The organism is Clostridium taeniosporum (genome assembly GCF_001735765.2).
Taxonomy (GTDB): domain Bacteria; phylum Bacillota; class Clostridia; order Clostridiales; family Clostridiaceae; genus Clostridium; species Clostridium taeniosporum.
On the sequence record NZ_CP017253.2, the window covers coordinates 84,362 to 99,542 of the forward strand.

12 protein-coding genes, 1 riboswitch and 1 other annotated feature (1 of these 14 only partly in view) are annotated in these 15,181 nt (G+C 27.6%); of the genes, 10 read left to right on the forward strand and 2 right to left on the reverse strand.

Going from position 1 to position 15,181, the window contains the following annotated elements; translation table 11 throughout:
* Positions 1–187 (forward strand) — a binding site (T-box leader) (it extends 50 nt beyond the left edge of the window).
* Between the two features lie 68 nt (positions 188–255).
* The 4 genes from ileS to BGI42_RS00370 all read left to right on the forward strand — a co-directional run bounded on the left by ileS (position 256) and on the right by BGI42_RS00370 (position 6,624).
* Positions 256–3,366: an isoleucine--tRNA ligase gene (gene ileS, locus BGI42_RS00355; protein WP_069678444.1), complete on the forward strand. Its 3,111-nt coding sequence runs from the start codon at positions 256–258 to the stop codon at positions 3,364–3,366.
* A 107-nt stretch (positions 3,367–3,473) separates the two neighbouring features.
* Positions 3,474–4,472 (forward strand): LacI family DNA-binding transcriptional regulator, encoded by a 999-nt coding sequence (locus tag BGI42_RS00360; protein WP_069678445.1) that lies wholly within the window; start codon positions 3,474–3,476, stop codon positions 4,470–4,472.
* A gap of 204 nt (positions 4,473–4,676) precedes the next feature.
* Entirely contained in the window at positions 4,677–5,102 is a 426-nt protein-coding gene (locus BGI42_RS00365) for a viral A-type inclusion protein (RefSeq protein WP_069678446.1), read from the forward strand.
* A gap of 142 nt (positions 5,103–5,244) precedes the next feature.
* Positions 5,245–6,624, forward strand: coding sequence for an MATE family efflux transporter (locus BGI42_RS00370; RefSeq protein WP_069678447.1), 1,380 nt, complete (start codon positions 5,245–5,247; stop codon positions 6,622–6,624).
* Between the two features lie 46 nt (positions 6,625–6,670).
* Here BGI42_RS00370 and BGI42_RS00375 read toward each other — a convergent pair whose 3' ends face one another.
* The gene (locus BGI42_RS00375; RefSeq protein WP_069678448.1) at positions 6,671–6,856 is read right to left on the reverse strand and encodes a hypothetical protein; all 186 of its coding nucleotides are present in this window, start codon (positions 6,854–6,856) and stop codon (positions 6,671–6,673) included.
* A gap of 109 nt (positions 6,857–6,965) precedes the next feature.
* Here BGI42_RS00375 and BGI42_RS00380 point away from each other — a divergent pair, with 109 nt between their 5' ends.
* The 6 genes from BGI42_RS00380 (at position 6,966) to BGI42_RS00405 (ending at position 14,426) form a co-directional block, all read left to right on the forward strand.
* The gene (locus BGI42_RS00380; protein ID WP_069678449.1) at positions 6,966–7,541 is read left to right on the forward strand and encodes a nucleoside recognition domain-containing protein; all 576 of its coding nucleotides are present in this window, start codon (positions 6,966–6,968) and stop codon (positions 7,539–7,541) included.
* A 15-nt stretch (positions 7,542–7,556) separates the two neighbouring features.
* Complete coding sequence (locus tag BGI42_RS00385) at positions 7,557–8,084, forward strand: nucleoside recognition domain-containing protein (RefSeq protein ID WP_069678450.1); 528 nt, start codon at positions 7,557–7,559, stop codon at positions 8,082–8,084.
* A gap of 103 nt (positions 8,085–8,187) precedes the next feature.
* On the forward strand, positions 8,188–8,520 hold the full coding sequence (locus BGI42_RS00390; protein WP_069678451.1) for a phasin family protein: 333 nt from the start codon (positions 8,188–8,190) through the stop codon (positions 8,518–8,520).
* Between the two features lie 203 nt (positions 8,521–8,723).
* A complete protein-coding gene (locus tag BGI42_RS00395) occupies positions 8,724–10,340 on the forward strand; it encodes an ABC1 kinase family protein (RefSeq protein WP_069678452.1) in 1,617 nt (538 codons plus the stop codon).
* Positions 10,341–10,395: 55 nt separating this feature from the next.
* A riboswitch (Lysine riboswitch) is annotated at positions 10,396–10,570 on the forward strand.
* A 115-nt stretch (positions 10,571–10,685) separates the two neighbouring features.
* On the forward strand, positions 10,686–12,404 hold the full coding sequence (locus BGI42_RS00400; RefSeq protein ID WP_069678453.1) for a Na+/H+ antiporter NhaC family protein: 1,719 nt from the start codon (positions 10,686–10,688) through the stop codon (positions 12,402–12,404).
* Between the two features lie 246 nt (positions 12,405–12,650).
* Entirely contained in the window at positions 12,651–14,426 is a 1,776-nt protein-coding gene (locus BGI42_RS00405) for an aminopeptidase P family protein (RefSeq protein WP_069678454.1), read from the forward strand.
* A gap of 217 nt (positions 14,427–14,643) precedes the next feature.
* On the opposite strand, the gene BGI42_RS00410 is transcribed toward BGI42_RS00405, so the two are convergent.
* Positions 14,644–15,144, reverse strand: a complete 501-nt coding sequence (locus tag BGI42_RS00410; protein ID WP_069678455.1) for an FUSC family protein — start codon at positions 15,142–15,144, stop codon at positions 14,644–14,646.
* Positions 15,145–15,181: the final 37 nt, after the last annotated feature.

Sequence of the window (15,181 nt, forward strand, 5' to 3'; positions counted from 1 at the left end):
GCTGGTTGGTGCAAAGCTATAGGGAAGCTAAGAGAAAATCACCTAGGAGTTGGAAACTGAAAAGCTGTAGCTTATTAAGTTATCACGTTGCCTGCGTTAAAGGATAGAGTATGTTTGTACTTGAACTAAACACTATTTATGAAAGTGTTAACCTTAGGTGGTTTGCGATTTTAACTTCGTCCTGTGGGATGAAGTTTTTTTTATATTAAATTAAAATATATGAAAATTTATTAAGCTATGAAAGGGGAAAACAGAATGTACAAAAAGGTTGATTCTTCAAGAGGTTTTGTAAATATGGAAAAAGATATAGCAAAGCTTTGGAATGAAAGAAACGTTATAAAAAAGAGTTTTGATTCAAATCAAGATGGTGAATATTTTACTTTTTATGATGGCCCTCCAACAGCAAACGGAAAGCCTCATGTTGGTCATATATTAACAAGAGTTATGAAAGATATAATTCCAAGATATAAAGTTATGAAAGGTTATAGAGTAATAAGAAAAGCAGGTTGGGATACTCATGGTCTTCCAGTTGAACTTGAAATAGAAAAGAAACTTGGAATTTCAGGAAAAGAACAAATAGAAGAATATGGTGTTGAAAAGTTCGTTAAAGAATGTAAAGATAGCGTGTTTACATATGTTAGCATGTGGGAAAAGATGACTGAACAAATTGGTTATTGGGTAGATATGGAGCATCCATATGTAACTTACCATAATCCATATATTGAATCAGTATGGTGGGCTTTAAAACAAATGTGGGATAAAGAACTTTTATATGAAGGACATAAGGTAATGCCTTATTGCCCAAGATGTGGAACAGCTCTTTCATCTCATGAAGTTGCACAAGGATATAAAGATGTTAAGGATTTAACTGCTATTGCTAAGTTTAAAGTAGTAGGAGAAGAAAATAAGTTTATATTAGCTTGGACAACAACACCTTGGACATTACCATCAAATTTAGCTCTTTGTATAAATAAAGCTTATACATACATTGAGGCAAAGGTAGAAGAAGAAGTTTATATAATAGCTAAAGATTTAGCGGATAAAGTACTTGGAGAAGAATATGAAATAGTTAAAGAATTTAATGGATCAGAACTTCTTGGAACTAAATATGAACAACTAATGCCTTTTGGTAAAGTTGAAGGAAAAGCATTTGAAATAATTCATGGTGATTATGTAACATTAACAGATGGTACTGGTATAGTTCATATAGCACCAGCTTATGGTGAAGATGATAGCTTAGTTGCTAAAGCAAATGGAATAACTTTCATTAATTTAGTTGATAAAGAAGGTAAATTTGTAGAAGAAGTTACTCCATGGGCAGGTAAGTTTGTTAAGAAGTGTGATGAAAGCATTTGTAAATGGCTTGAAGAAAATAATAAGTTATTTAAAGCTGAAAGACATCTTCACTCATATCCACATTGTTGGAGATGTGATACACCACTTCTTTACTATCCAAAAGAAAGCTGGTTTGTAAGAATGACTTCTCTAAGAGATAAACTTTTAGAGAATAATAATAAAATTAACTGGTATCCTGATAACATTAGAACAGGAAGATTCGGAAAGTTCCTAGAAAATGTTATTGATTGGGGTATTTCAAGAGATAGATACTGGGGAACACCACTTCCAATTTGGGAATGTGAATGTGGACACAAAGAATGTATAGGAAGCATTGCAGAGCTTAAGGAAAAAGGAATTAATGTACCAGAAGATATTGAACTTCATAAACCTTATATAGATAATGTACATTTGAAATGTCCTCATTGTGCTAAGGAAATGACAAGAACTAGAGAAGTTATTGATTGTTGGTTTGATTCAGGATCAATGCCATTTGCTCAATTACACTATCCGTTTGAAAATAAAGAATTATTTGAAGAAAATTACCCAGCTCAATTTATATCAGAAGCTGTTGACCAAACAAGAGGTTGGTTCTATACATTATTAGCGATTTCAACTGCTGTATTTGATAGAAATCCATTTGAAAACTGTATTGTTTTAGGTCATGTTCTGGATAAGAAGGGCTTAAAGATGTCAAAATCAAAGGGGAATGTTGTAGATCCATTTGAAGTATTGGGTTCTCAAGGTGCAGATGCTACAAGATGGCATTTCTATACTGCAAGTGCTCCATGGCTTCCAACTAGATTCTCAACTGATGATGTAGGAGAATCTCAAAGAAAATTCTTAAGTACTTTATGGAATGTATATTCATTCTATGTATTATATGCAGATATAGATTCATTCAATCCACTAAATTATGCTGATTTTAAATCTGAAAATATAATGGATAAATGGATAATGTCTAAGTTAAATACATTAATTAAAAATGTTGATGAAAAATTAAATGATTATGATATAACATCAGCAGCATTAAGTATTGAAGAATTCACTGATGAATTATCTAACTGGTATGTAAGAAGAAACAGATCTAGATATTGGACTGAAACTATTACTGATGATAAAATTGGAGCATATGTAACTTTATATAGAGTTCTTGTTACTTTAGCAAAAGTTGCAGCACCATTCGTACCATTTGTAACAGAAGAAATTTATCAAAACTTAGTAGTTAATTTAGATAAGACAGTAGAAGAAAGTATTCATTTAACTAGATGGCCACAAGTTGATGAAACTGCTATAAATAAAGAACTAGAAAAGGAAATGGATTTAGCTTATACAATAGTTAAACTTGGTAGAAGTGCTAGAAATGGTGCTAATATTAAGAATAGACAGCCACTTTCAGAAATATTAGTTTCTGTAGCATCACTTCCTGAATATTATGGTGATATTATAACTAATGAGTTAAATATTAAGGAAATTAAGTTTGGTGCAGATCTTTCAGAACATGTTAACTTTGAATTAAAACCAAATCTACCTGTACTAGGTAAAACTTATGGTAAGTTAATACCTGGAATAAGAAAAGAAATTGCTGCTAAAAATCAAATGGAATTAGCTCAAAAGATTAAAGGCGGCGATGTTGAAGTTATAAATGTTAATGGAACAGAAATAGAATTAAATTCAGAAAATATTCTTGTAACTATGCAAGGCTTAGAAGGATATGCTTTTGCAGGTGAAGGTGAATTTGGGGTTGTTCTTGATACTCATATTACAGAAGAGTTGAGAGAAGAAGGTCATGTAAGAGAAATTATTTCTAAGATCCAAAACATGAGAAAAGATAAAGGTTTTGAAGTAGCTGATAAGATAAAGCTTTACGTAGCTAATAATGATTTATTATTAGGTGTAATTGAAAAGTTCTCAGAAACAATAAAGAAAGAAACTTTAACTACCGATATTGTTTATAATGAAACTTGTGATTATGCACAAACTATTATAAATGGTGAAAACTTAGATATGACAGTTGAGGTTGTTAAGTAATAATACATTTAATGGGCTAGAATCTAAGTTATACTTTTGACTCTAGCCTTTTATTAATAAATAATAGTTTTATATAATTACTTTGAAATATAAAGGAGGAAATGGTTATGGCAGCTTCTATTAAGGACGTTGCAAAAGAAGCAGGAGTTTCAATAGCAACAGTTTCTAGAGTGTTAAATGATATAGATGTAGTTAATGAAGACACTAAAAAGAAAGTATTAGACGCGATAAAATTATTAGGATATAGACCTAATATAATAGCTAGAAGTTTAAAAACACAAAAAACAAAAACTATAGGGATATTATTACCTGATGTATCAAATCAACTTTACCCAGAAATCGTAAGAGGGGCAGAAGATGTTTCTAATATATATGATTATAATGTAATCTTATGTAATTCAGATTTAGATATAGAAAAAGAAAAAGAATATTTAAGAGTTCTTAAAGAAAAAATGGTAGATGGAGTACTTTATATGAGTAGTTCACTTGAAGAGGAAATTTTAGAATTAATTAATGAATTAAATCTAAAAACTGTTCTTGTTGAAACTAAAGATAAAGAAAGTAGACTACCTAGTGTTACAATAGATAATATTAAAGGAAGTTATGATAGTACAAAATGTTTATTAGAAAAAGGTCTTAAAAATATTGCATTTATAGGAACTGAAAAGAATCATATGAATGCTTGGAGTGACAGATACATAGGATACGAAGAAGCTTTAAAAGAAGAAGGTATTGAATTAGATCAAGATTTAGTATATTTAGATACAGTAAAGGTAAAAACAGGATATGAAGCTATTGATCATTTTGTAGAAAAAAATAAGAAGTTTGATGGAATTGTATGTGCATCAGATGAAATAGCTATGGGTGCAATAAATAGATTAAGAGAAAAAGGATATGAAGTTCCTAAAGATGTTAGTGTTGTAGGATTTAATGATAATTATGCAGCTTCTATTTTCTATCCAAAGATAACAACTATTTCTCAACCAACATATGATATGGGATCAGTTGCTATGAGAATGTTAATAAAAATATTAAATGGTAATGAATTAGAAACAGCACATTATGTTTTAGAACATGAGCTAGTTGAAAGAGATAGTACAATTTAAGATAAAATGTGTATTATATAATAAGATGCAATAAAAGTATTATTTACTTTTACTGTATCTTATTTTTATATGTAAATTTATATTTAGCAAATTATTATATTTATTAAAAAGTAAATATAGTAATTTATTAAAAAAACTGATATGATTTTTACATAATAAATAGAGTTTCTAGAAGTATTATGTATAAAGGGGGAGGCTAAATGAATGAAGAAAAGAATTTTCATTTTAGTTTTTATAATAATAATTGTTTTATTATCAGTTATTTTTATAAATAAAATGAATACCAAAACGCAAGAAGAACAATTTAGCTATAGATTAGAGTATGTTAAATCACTTGATGATATAGATAAATCTAAGCCTACAGTTATATTTTTCAAAGGCTTAATAAATAAAGAAGAAAGCTTAGAATATGAAATAATGTTAAAAGAATTAAAGAATGAAATTAATTTTAATTTAGTACATATAAGCTTAGATTATGTGACTACTGATGAACAAAAAAACATTATAGATAAATATAATGTTACTAGAGTTCCAATGATAGTCGTAAAGGATAAAAATCAAAATGATGTAGAAACATATTATAATATTACATATGAAAAACTTAAAGAATTAATTAATAAGTTGAGTTAAATGTTTATATTGAGTTTAAATGAATGTAATTGGTGTAAAATCATGAATTGTAAAATTTTTTGTGAAATGTTAGAATAATTAGTATTCTAATTATACGAATTATAGGGACTATATAAATTATTGAAAAAAAGGAGGGGTTTTATTGAATAATCAAAAGAGATTAGGCGAAATAGGAATAGGAAAATTATTATTAGAATTTTCAATACCAGCTATTGTTGGAATGCTAGTAATTACTTTATATAATATAATTGATAGAATTTACATTGGTAATATTCCTGAAATAGGTAATTTAGCCATAACTGGAGTCGGGATAACATTGCCTATTATGACAATTGTTCTAGCATTTGGTATGTTAGTCGGAATAGGGACAGCTACAAGAATATCAATTAAATTAGGTGAGCATGATAAAGAAAGTGCAGAACATCACTTAGGAAATGCTTTTACATTAATAATTTTAATAAGTATATTTTTAACTGTAGTAGGATTAGTTTTTATGCGTCCACTTCTAAGTATGTTTGGAGCAAGTACAAACACTATAGGTTATGCAGTTGATTATATTAGAATAATATTTATTGGAACGATATTTAATATGATTGGTTTTGGTTTAAATCATTCTATAAGAAGTGATGGAAGCCCTAAAATTGCAATGCTTTCAATGTTGATAGGAGCAATTACGAATATAATATTAGATCCTATATTTATATTTAGCTTAAATCTTGGAGTAGCAGGTGCAGCAATTTCTACGGTAATTTCTCAAATAGTATCAACTATATGGATTTTATATTACTTTACTAAAGGCAAGGGTGTACTTAAAATAAGAAGAAAATATCTAAAGTTAAATAAGGAAGTTGTTGCTAGTATATTTTTAATTGGTATGAGTCCATTTAGTATGCAAGTTGCTCAATGTGCAGTACAAGTCGTTTCAAATAATTCTCTTCAAACGTATGGAGGAGATGCTGCAATTGGAGCTATGACAATAATAAATAGTTTAGTTATGATATTTTTAATGCCTATTTTTGGATTGAATCAAGGCATGCAACCAATTGTAGGTTATAATTTTGGAGCTAAAAAATATGATAGAGCTAAAAAGACATTAAAATATACAACAATAGTAGCTACTATAATAGTAATAATAGGATTTATAGTTGTAGAAACAATTCCTGAATTGTTAATCTCAATATTTAATAGAGATCCAGAGCTCTTAAGAATTGGTGTATCAGGAATGAGAATATTTTTAGTTATGTTACCACTAATAGGAGCACAAATAGTAATAACAAATTACTTCCAGTCAATAGGTAAAGTAAAAGTTTCAATGTTTTTAAGTTTATTAAGACAAGTGATAATTTTAATACCATTTTTAATAATAATTCCAAAATTTATTGGATTGACAGGAGTATGGGTTGCAGGATCAGCTTCTGATTTAATTTCATCATTAATAACTTTAATAGTATTTTTAAGATATAATAATAATTTAAAAAAAGATTTAATTAAACAAAATCATACTCAGATAGTAGAAGCTTAGATTAAAATAATCCCACATCTTAATTTTAAGGTGTGGGATTTTATTTTTATATTATACCTTCATTTTTTAAAATATTTTCTAAGTTTTGAACAGTTTCAGATAATTGCATAAATTTCTCTTTTATTTGTTTCTTTGAACTAGCATTTTCATTAAGAGATTTTTCCATATCTTGTACAGTCTTTAATGCAACTTCTATATCTTGTTGTACTATTTTTAAGTTTTCTTCTTTCATAAAGTTTCTCCTTTAAGTCAATTTATATTGAATACATATATCCTATCACTACTAAAAAATAAGTGCAAGGCATATATATGTAAAGAAGAATTACATTTTGGAGGAAAATATGATTAATTATATTTGGTTTGCTATGATTTTTTTTGGAATTTTGATTGGATTAATAAGTGGTAATGGAGATATAATTTCTAAATCAATAGTTAATTCATCAGGTTCAACAGTTACTTTTATAATTGAACTTACAGGAATTATGTGTTTTTGGTGTGGAGTAATGAGGGTTGCAGAGAAAAGTGGATTAACAGAAAAAATATCTAGATTATTAAAGCCTCTCTTAAAACTTATTTTTAAAGATGCAGCCAAAGATGAAAAAGCCTTAGGTGCAATAGTTATGAATCTTACAGCAAATATGATGGGGCTTTCTAATGCCGCAACACCTTTTGGAATCAAAGCTATGGAAGAAATGGATAGGTTAAATGATAAGAAGGAAAGGGCATCTAATGATATGGTGCTTTTTTTAGTTTTAAATGCAGCATGTATTCAAATAGTACCTTCAACAATTATATCTATAAGAGCAGCATGTAATTCAGCTAATCCTGGGGTTATTATAATTCCTGCCTTAATATCTACGGCAACAGCCGCAACAGTAGGAATAATATGTGCCAAAATATTACAGAAATATTTTTAAGGAGGCTAATAAGATATGCTCAATTATTTAAGTAAAAGTATAATTCCTATAATTTTTTTATTGATTATAACCTATGGGATGATAGAAGGTCGTAAAGTCTATGAATGGTTTATAGAAGGTGCAAAAGAAGGACTAAATGTATGTTTAAGAATATTCCCAGCATTATTAGCTATGATTATAGCAGTTCAAATTTTTAAAGAATCCAATTTATTAGAGGTTTTAAATAATTTAATTGCGCCAATAGGAAATTTAATAGGATTACCTAAAGAAATAATACCATTAATAATTATTAAACCACTTTCAGGTAGTGGTGCCATTGGAGTCTTTACAGATATAATAAAAAGTTTTGGACCTGATACAAAAATAGGATTAATTTCATCAGTTATAATGGGGACAACTGAAACTATTTTTTATACAATTACGGTTTACTTTGGTGCTGTAAAAGTAAAGAAAATAAGACATACATTGTGGTCAGCTATTTTTGCTGATTTAGTAGCAATAATAATGGCTGTATTTATGGTTAATTTATTTCTAATTAAATAATATTTATAAAAAAATATGTAATAACATTTAATTAATATTAATTCCCATTAGTAGAGTAATTTAATAATATATATTAAAAACAAATTTTAGGAGATGATTTTTGATGATTAAAGAAGCTAGAAATTTATTCATTGCTATGGTTGGAGCTACAACTATGACTTATGAAAAAGCTAATGAAGTTATAAATACATTAGTTGAAAAAGGAAAAGTAACAATGGAGGAAGGCAAAGAGCTTTCAGAAGAGTTGAAAAGAGAGATAAAAGAGAAAAAGGAAAATGTAAAAATATTTGCTAATGAAAAAATTAATGAAATCAAACCTATTACAAAAGATGATATATATGATATATTTAAAAAGTTTGACTTTATTACAAAAGAAGAATTCAATGAGTTAAAACAAAGAGTAGATAACATAGAAGAAAAATTAAGAGACAAGTAATTTTAAAAATAAGAAATTAGGCATATAAAAATAAATAACAAGTCAAAGATGCAACGTATATTTTGTGAAATACAATGACTTGGATTCTGCTAATAGTTGTGCTATTAATAGGTTCCAAAGAAGAAGTAGTTCACAAAATAAACTAATATACTGATTAGTTATTTATTTGAATGTGCTTTATTCTTCTAAGGAGGAGAAGGTATGTGACTAAACAATCTTCTGAAAGATTAAAAAAAATAATAAAAGTTTTTGCAAGTTATGGTTTCGGATATATATTTGATAGCAAAAAAGCTGAAGATAAAAAATCTCCTGCTAACTTAAGAAATGCCTTTGAAGAACTTGGACCAACATTTATAAAGTTAGGCCAAATAATGAGTACAAGGCCAGATATACTTCCAAAAGAATATATAGATGAATTAGTAAAATTGCAAGATTCTGCACCACAAGAAGATTTTACTATAATGAAATCTGTATTAGAAAATTCTTTAAAAATCTCTTTAGAAGAATATTTTAAATATATTGATAAATTTCCAATAGCTTCTGCATCTATAGCACAAGTTTATAAAGGTGTATTAAAAGATGGTAGGAATGTAGTTGTAAAAATACAAAGACCTAATATATATGAAGAAATACATTTGGATATAGCTATTATAATGAGAATATTTAAACTTACAAAAACAAAGATAAAACTACCAATTGATCCTATAGAAGCTTTACAAGAAATAAAAATAACGGCTGAAGAGGAATTAGATTTTATTTTAGAAGGAAAAAATGTTGAAAAGTTTAGAAATAATAATAAAAATGTAATTTCTATTTATACACCTTATGTTGTAAAAGGATTGTTAAGTAATAAAGTATTAGTATTAGAGAAAATAGATGGTTTTAAGATAAATGATTTGAAGCAAATTAAAAATAATGGATATAACCATAAAGATATTGCAAAAAAATTAGCACTATCTTATTGTAAACAAATTTTTAAAGATGGATTTTTTCATGGAGATCCTCATCCAGGAAATCTACTAATAAGTTGTGGGAAAATTTGCTTTATTGACTTTGGTATTGTAGGTCAATTAAATGAGGGAACTAAAAAAAATTTAAATTCAATGATGTTAGCAATAGCAACTAGAGATAAAGAAAAATTAATAGAATGTATATTAGCAGTTTCAATAAAAAAAGGTAAAGTAAATAGAATGCACCTATATGATGGGGTATCATATATGTTTGATACATATTTAACTACATCAATAAAAAATATAAAAATATCTGTATTAGTACAAGAAATATTTCATTTAACAAGAGAAAACAATTTACAATTACCAAGGGAATTAGTATCTCTAATAAGAGGAATAATAATACTTGAAGGTGTAATAGTTGAAATAGATCCAGAACTAGAAATTATAGATGTTATAGTATCTTTTATAAAAGAAAAAAATAAGGATATAATATTTGATACTCTAACAAGTGAAGAACTATTAGTATCATTATATTCTTTTGGAAGAGATGGAATTAGGATACCATCTAAAATGTTAGAATTATTAACTAAAATGTCTTTAGGAGAAAGTAAATTTCAATTTGTAGTTGAAGATAAGGAATATATATTTCAAGAATTGAATAAAATGATAAATAGAATAATAACAGGTTTATTAGTAGCAGCATTGATTATAGGATCATCATTAGTAATAAGTAAAAATGTAGGCCCTAAATACAATGGGGTGTCATTAATTGGTATTGTGGGATATAGTATTTCAATTATTTTTGCATTAATACTTTTAATAAACATGATAAAATATTGGTATTTTAATATAAAAAATAAAAAATAATATTTGAAAAATTTTTAATATGCTGTATAATGGATTATAAATAAAGTGAATATTTAAAAGAGGTAGAGGCGCAAAATTTAAGAGTATTATTATTGAGGTAAGCACGATGACGTAGTAAGAAAGGAAATTTTGCCGAAGCTTATAACTGATGTTTTAAGGTTATAGAGCTGGGCTTATGCAGAATATGTATAAGACTGTCACAAATTGGTTTGTGGTGAGCTATCATTCATGAAGTTTTTTAAAGTCTATTTGACTATTGTTAAACCTTGAGTGTTAATCACTTAAGGTTTTTTTATTTATAGTCAGCCTCAGCAGATGTTCACAAAACAAATGGGAGGATGTAAAATGAAAAAAATTAATAAGTATCATGTATTTTTATTAACATTTATGATGTTTTTTATGACATCAACAGTTGCTTTTGCTGAAGAGGTAGATCCTTCAGTAATTAATTCAACTAAATTTGGATGGTTTACTATATTACCACCACTTGTAGCTATAATATTAGCATTTATAACTAAGGATGTTGTAATATCACTGTTTATAGGAATTTTATCTGGATCTTTTTTATTAAATTTATCTGGAGGAAATCCATTTTATGCACTTATTCAAGCTTTCTTAGATTTTGTTCAAAGAGCATTAAATTCTTTAGCTGATCCATGGAATGCAGGGATAGTACTTCAAGTTATGGCTATTGGAGGAGTAATTAGTTTAGTTAGTAGAATGGGTGGAGCAAGGGCTATTGCAGAAGCTTTAGCAAAAAAAGCTAAAAGTCCTGTAAGTACTCAAATAATTACTTGGTTACTTGGTATTTTTGTATTTTTTGATGATTATGCAAATTCACTAATAGTTGGTCCAATAATGAAACCAGTAGCAGATAAAATGAAGATTTCTAGACAAAGATTAGCATTTATAATTGATGCAACAGCAGCTCCGGTAGCAGGAATTGCAATAATATCAACATGGATTGGTTTAGAATTAGGACTTATAAGAGATGGTTTTGCAAGTTTAGGACAACAAGTAGATGCATTTGGAGTATTTTTAAGTACAATTCCATATAGATTTTACAATATATTAATTTTAGTATTTGTTGTTGCAAGCTCTTTAATGTTAAGAGATTTTGGTCCAATGAGAAAAGCAGAAATTAAAGCAAGACAAGGAGAGTCTTTTAATAAAGAAGTTGCTTTAGATAAAGAAATGGAAGATGAAATCAAAGTAAAAGAAGGAGTAAAATTAAGTATTTGGAATGCTATTATTCCAATAGGAGCTTTAATTATTTCCGCTCTTGCAAGTTTTTATTATAGTGGTTATACAACAATAATGGGCGGCGAAGATCAAACTTTGATAAATATTATGAGTACTTCACCAGCGTCATTTGCTGCGATAAGAGAAGCTTTTGCAGCTTCAGATGCAGCTGTAGCATTATTCCAATCAGCTTTATTTGCTTCTATAGTAGCTATATTAATGGCAGTAAGTAAAAAAATATTTACATTATCAGAAGCAATAGATAATTGGATACATGGAATGAAAGGTCTTATAATAACTGGAGTTATTTTAATTCTTGCATGGTCTTTAGGATCAGTAATTAAAGAACTTGGTACAGCTGCATTTTTAGTAAGTAAGTTATCAAGTACAGTTCCAGGATTTTTATTACCAAGTATAATATTTGTTTTAGGTGCTGTAATATCATTTGCAACAGGAACAGCTTATGGAACTATGGGAATTTTAATGCCACTTGCAATTCCACTTTCATATTCAATTTCACCAGAAATGGGATATGTAGTTATGAGTGCTAGTGCAGTTCTTACTGGAGCCATATTTGGAGATCATTGTTCACCAATATCAGATACAACAATAATGTCTTCAATGGGGGCAGGATGTGATCATATAGAACATGTTAAAACTCAATTACCATATTCATTATCAGTAGCAGCAATAACAATATTATTTGGATATATACCAGTAGGACTTGGATTACCTATATGGATAGTATTACCTATTGCTATATTAGCAATAATAGGTTTGGTTTATTTTGTAGGAAAACCAGTAGAAAATTTTAATGAATAGAATTTTATAGGATTTTCAATTAAAACAATAATATTTCCAATAAAGGATTTATTTAAATTATGATATAATTAATAGGATATCAATAATAGTTGATATCCTATTTTTATTTTTGAGGAAATATATGGTTTTTAAAGCTTAAAAACTTGATAAAATCTAGATTTAAGTAAATATTAGTATAGAGTGGAGTATCCACTTTGCTCTATAAATAAAAAGGGTAAATTATAAAAAAGAAAGGTAATGAATTATATGAGAACTTCTGAAAAGCTAGAAAAATTAAGAGAAATAATGAAAAAAGAAAACATAGACTACTATGTGATTCCTAGTAGTGATTTTCATCAAAGTGAATATGTATCTGAACACTTTAAATCAAGAGCTTATATAACAGGGTTTACAGGATCAGCAGGAACTGCATTAATAGGAAAAGAAAAAGGAATTTTATGGACTGATGGTAGGTATTTTATTCAAGCTGAAAAACAATTAAAGGATTCAGGAATTGAATTATATAAAATGAGAATACCAGGATGGCCAACTTTAACTGAATGGTTAATGGATAATATGAAATCTGGAGAAACCTTAGGATTTGATGGAAGATTATTTTCTATAAAGGAATATAAAGAATTTAAAAATATAAAGAATAAAAAAGATATAAATATAGTTATGGATAAAGATCTAATTCAAGAAATTTGGAGTAATAAGCCACAACTACCTAAAGAAAAGGTTTTTTTACATGATATAAAATATTGTGGAAAATCAGCAAAAGAAAAAATTCAAGAAGTTAGAGCTGAAATGAAAAAAATGGGTGGATCTTCATATATAATATCTTCATTAGATGATATTGCTTGGCTTTATAATATAAGAGGAAATGATGTAAAAGATACTCCTGTTGCATTAGCTTATGCAATAATAAATGAAAAAAAAGCTACATTATATATAGATAAAGATAAACTATCAAATGAAGATGAAATAGAGTTAAATAAACAAGGAATTGAAGTAGAAGAATATAATAAAATATTTGATGATACCAAGCAGGTAGAAGATAGTGTTATAGTAGATTCAAATAAGGTAAGTGGATATATTTTTACATTAATAAATAGTAATGTAAAAATAATTGAAGAGGAAAATATAACAACAAAACTAAAAGCCATAAAAAATGGTGTTGAAATAGAGAATCTTAGAAATTGCCAAATAAAAGATGGCGTAGCTATGGTTAGATTATTAAAGTGGCTTAAAGAAAATGTAGGAAAAGAAAATATAACAGAACTTACTGTAGCTGATAAGTTATTAGAACTTAGAAGTAAAGGTGATCTTTTTGTAGAAGAAAGTTTTGGAACAATTGCTGGATATAAAGATCATGCTGCTATGATGCATTATTCAGCTACAAAAGAAAGTGCTTATGAATTGAAACCAGAAGGAATTCTTTTAGTTGATTCTGGTGGACAATATTTTGATGGAACTACAGATATAACTAGAAGTTTTATATTAGGAAAGTTAACAGATGAAGAAAAGAAAGACTTTACTTTAGTTTTAAAATCTCATATAAATCTTATGAAAGCAAAATTTTTAAAAGGAACAACAGGTTCAAATTTAGATATATTAGCAAGAACTATTTTATGGGATGAAGGTATAGATTATAAATGTGGAACAGGACATGGTGTAGGATTTTTCTTAAGTGTTCATGAAGGACCACAATCAATAAGACCAGTTCCTAATACTGTAATTTTAGAACCAGGAATGATATTAACAAATGAACCAGGAGTATATAAAGAAGGAAAACATGGAATACGTACTGAAAATGTAATGCTAGTAGTTAAGGATATTGAAACTGAAGAAGGTGGAGAATTTTATAAATTTGAAGTAATGTCATATTGTCCAATAGATTTAGAGGGGATAGATAAAACATTATTGACAGATGCAGAGAGAAAATGGTTAAACAATTATCATAAAGAGACTTATAAGAAATTAAGTCCTCATTTAAATGAAGAAGAAAAGAATTTTCTTAAAAATGCAACTAGGGAAATATAAATTTAAATAATTAAAAAAGAAACTGTTAATTTAGCAGTTTTTTAGGCACATTCAAATAAATAACTAGTCAGTATGATAGTTTATTTTGTGAACTACTTCTTCCTTGGAACCTACTAATAGCACAACTATTATCAGAACCCAAGTTATTGTATTTCACAAAATATTAGTTGTATCTTTGACTTGTTATTTATTTTCATATGCCTTATATAATTCAATATTATTTTTTATGTTTTTCTTTTGGAGGATGTATAAACTTATTTATAACAACAGCAACAACTATTCCAACTGTAGTATCCATACATCGTGTTACAGCATATATGTAAGAACCAGGTCCAGAAGGATGATTTACCATAATACTTATAAATACTATACAACATATAATTACTGATCCAGGTTTATTTAATAATGTACATATGTATATTGAAAAGATTATTCCAAGACCAGTAGTAATAGGAGTTATATTGTATAAAAAAGGAATTTGAATACTTGCAAATATGACAAATAGTCCAATTAATCCACCTAAGAAAGTACCTATTAACCTGTTTTTACCCATTGTAAAAGAGTTAGATACAGTATCTTTCATACAAACAACAGCGGCTATACATGCATAAAATGAATCTTGACGATGAAAAAATTCAAATATAAACATGCATAAAGAAACAGCTAATGCAGTTTTTAAGTTCCTTAGCCCTATCTTGGGAAGTTTAAAATTTTTCAAATATTAATCCCTCCTATTGTGTAATTATTATAGCATA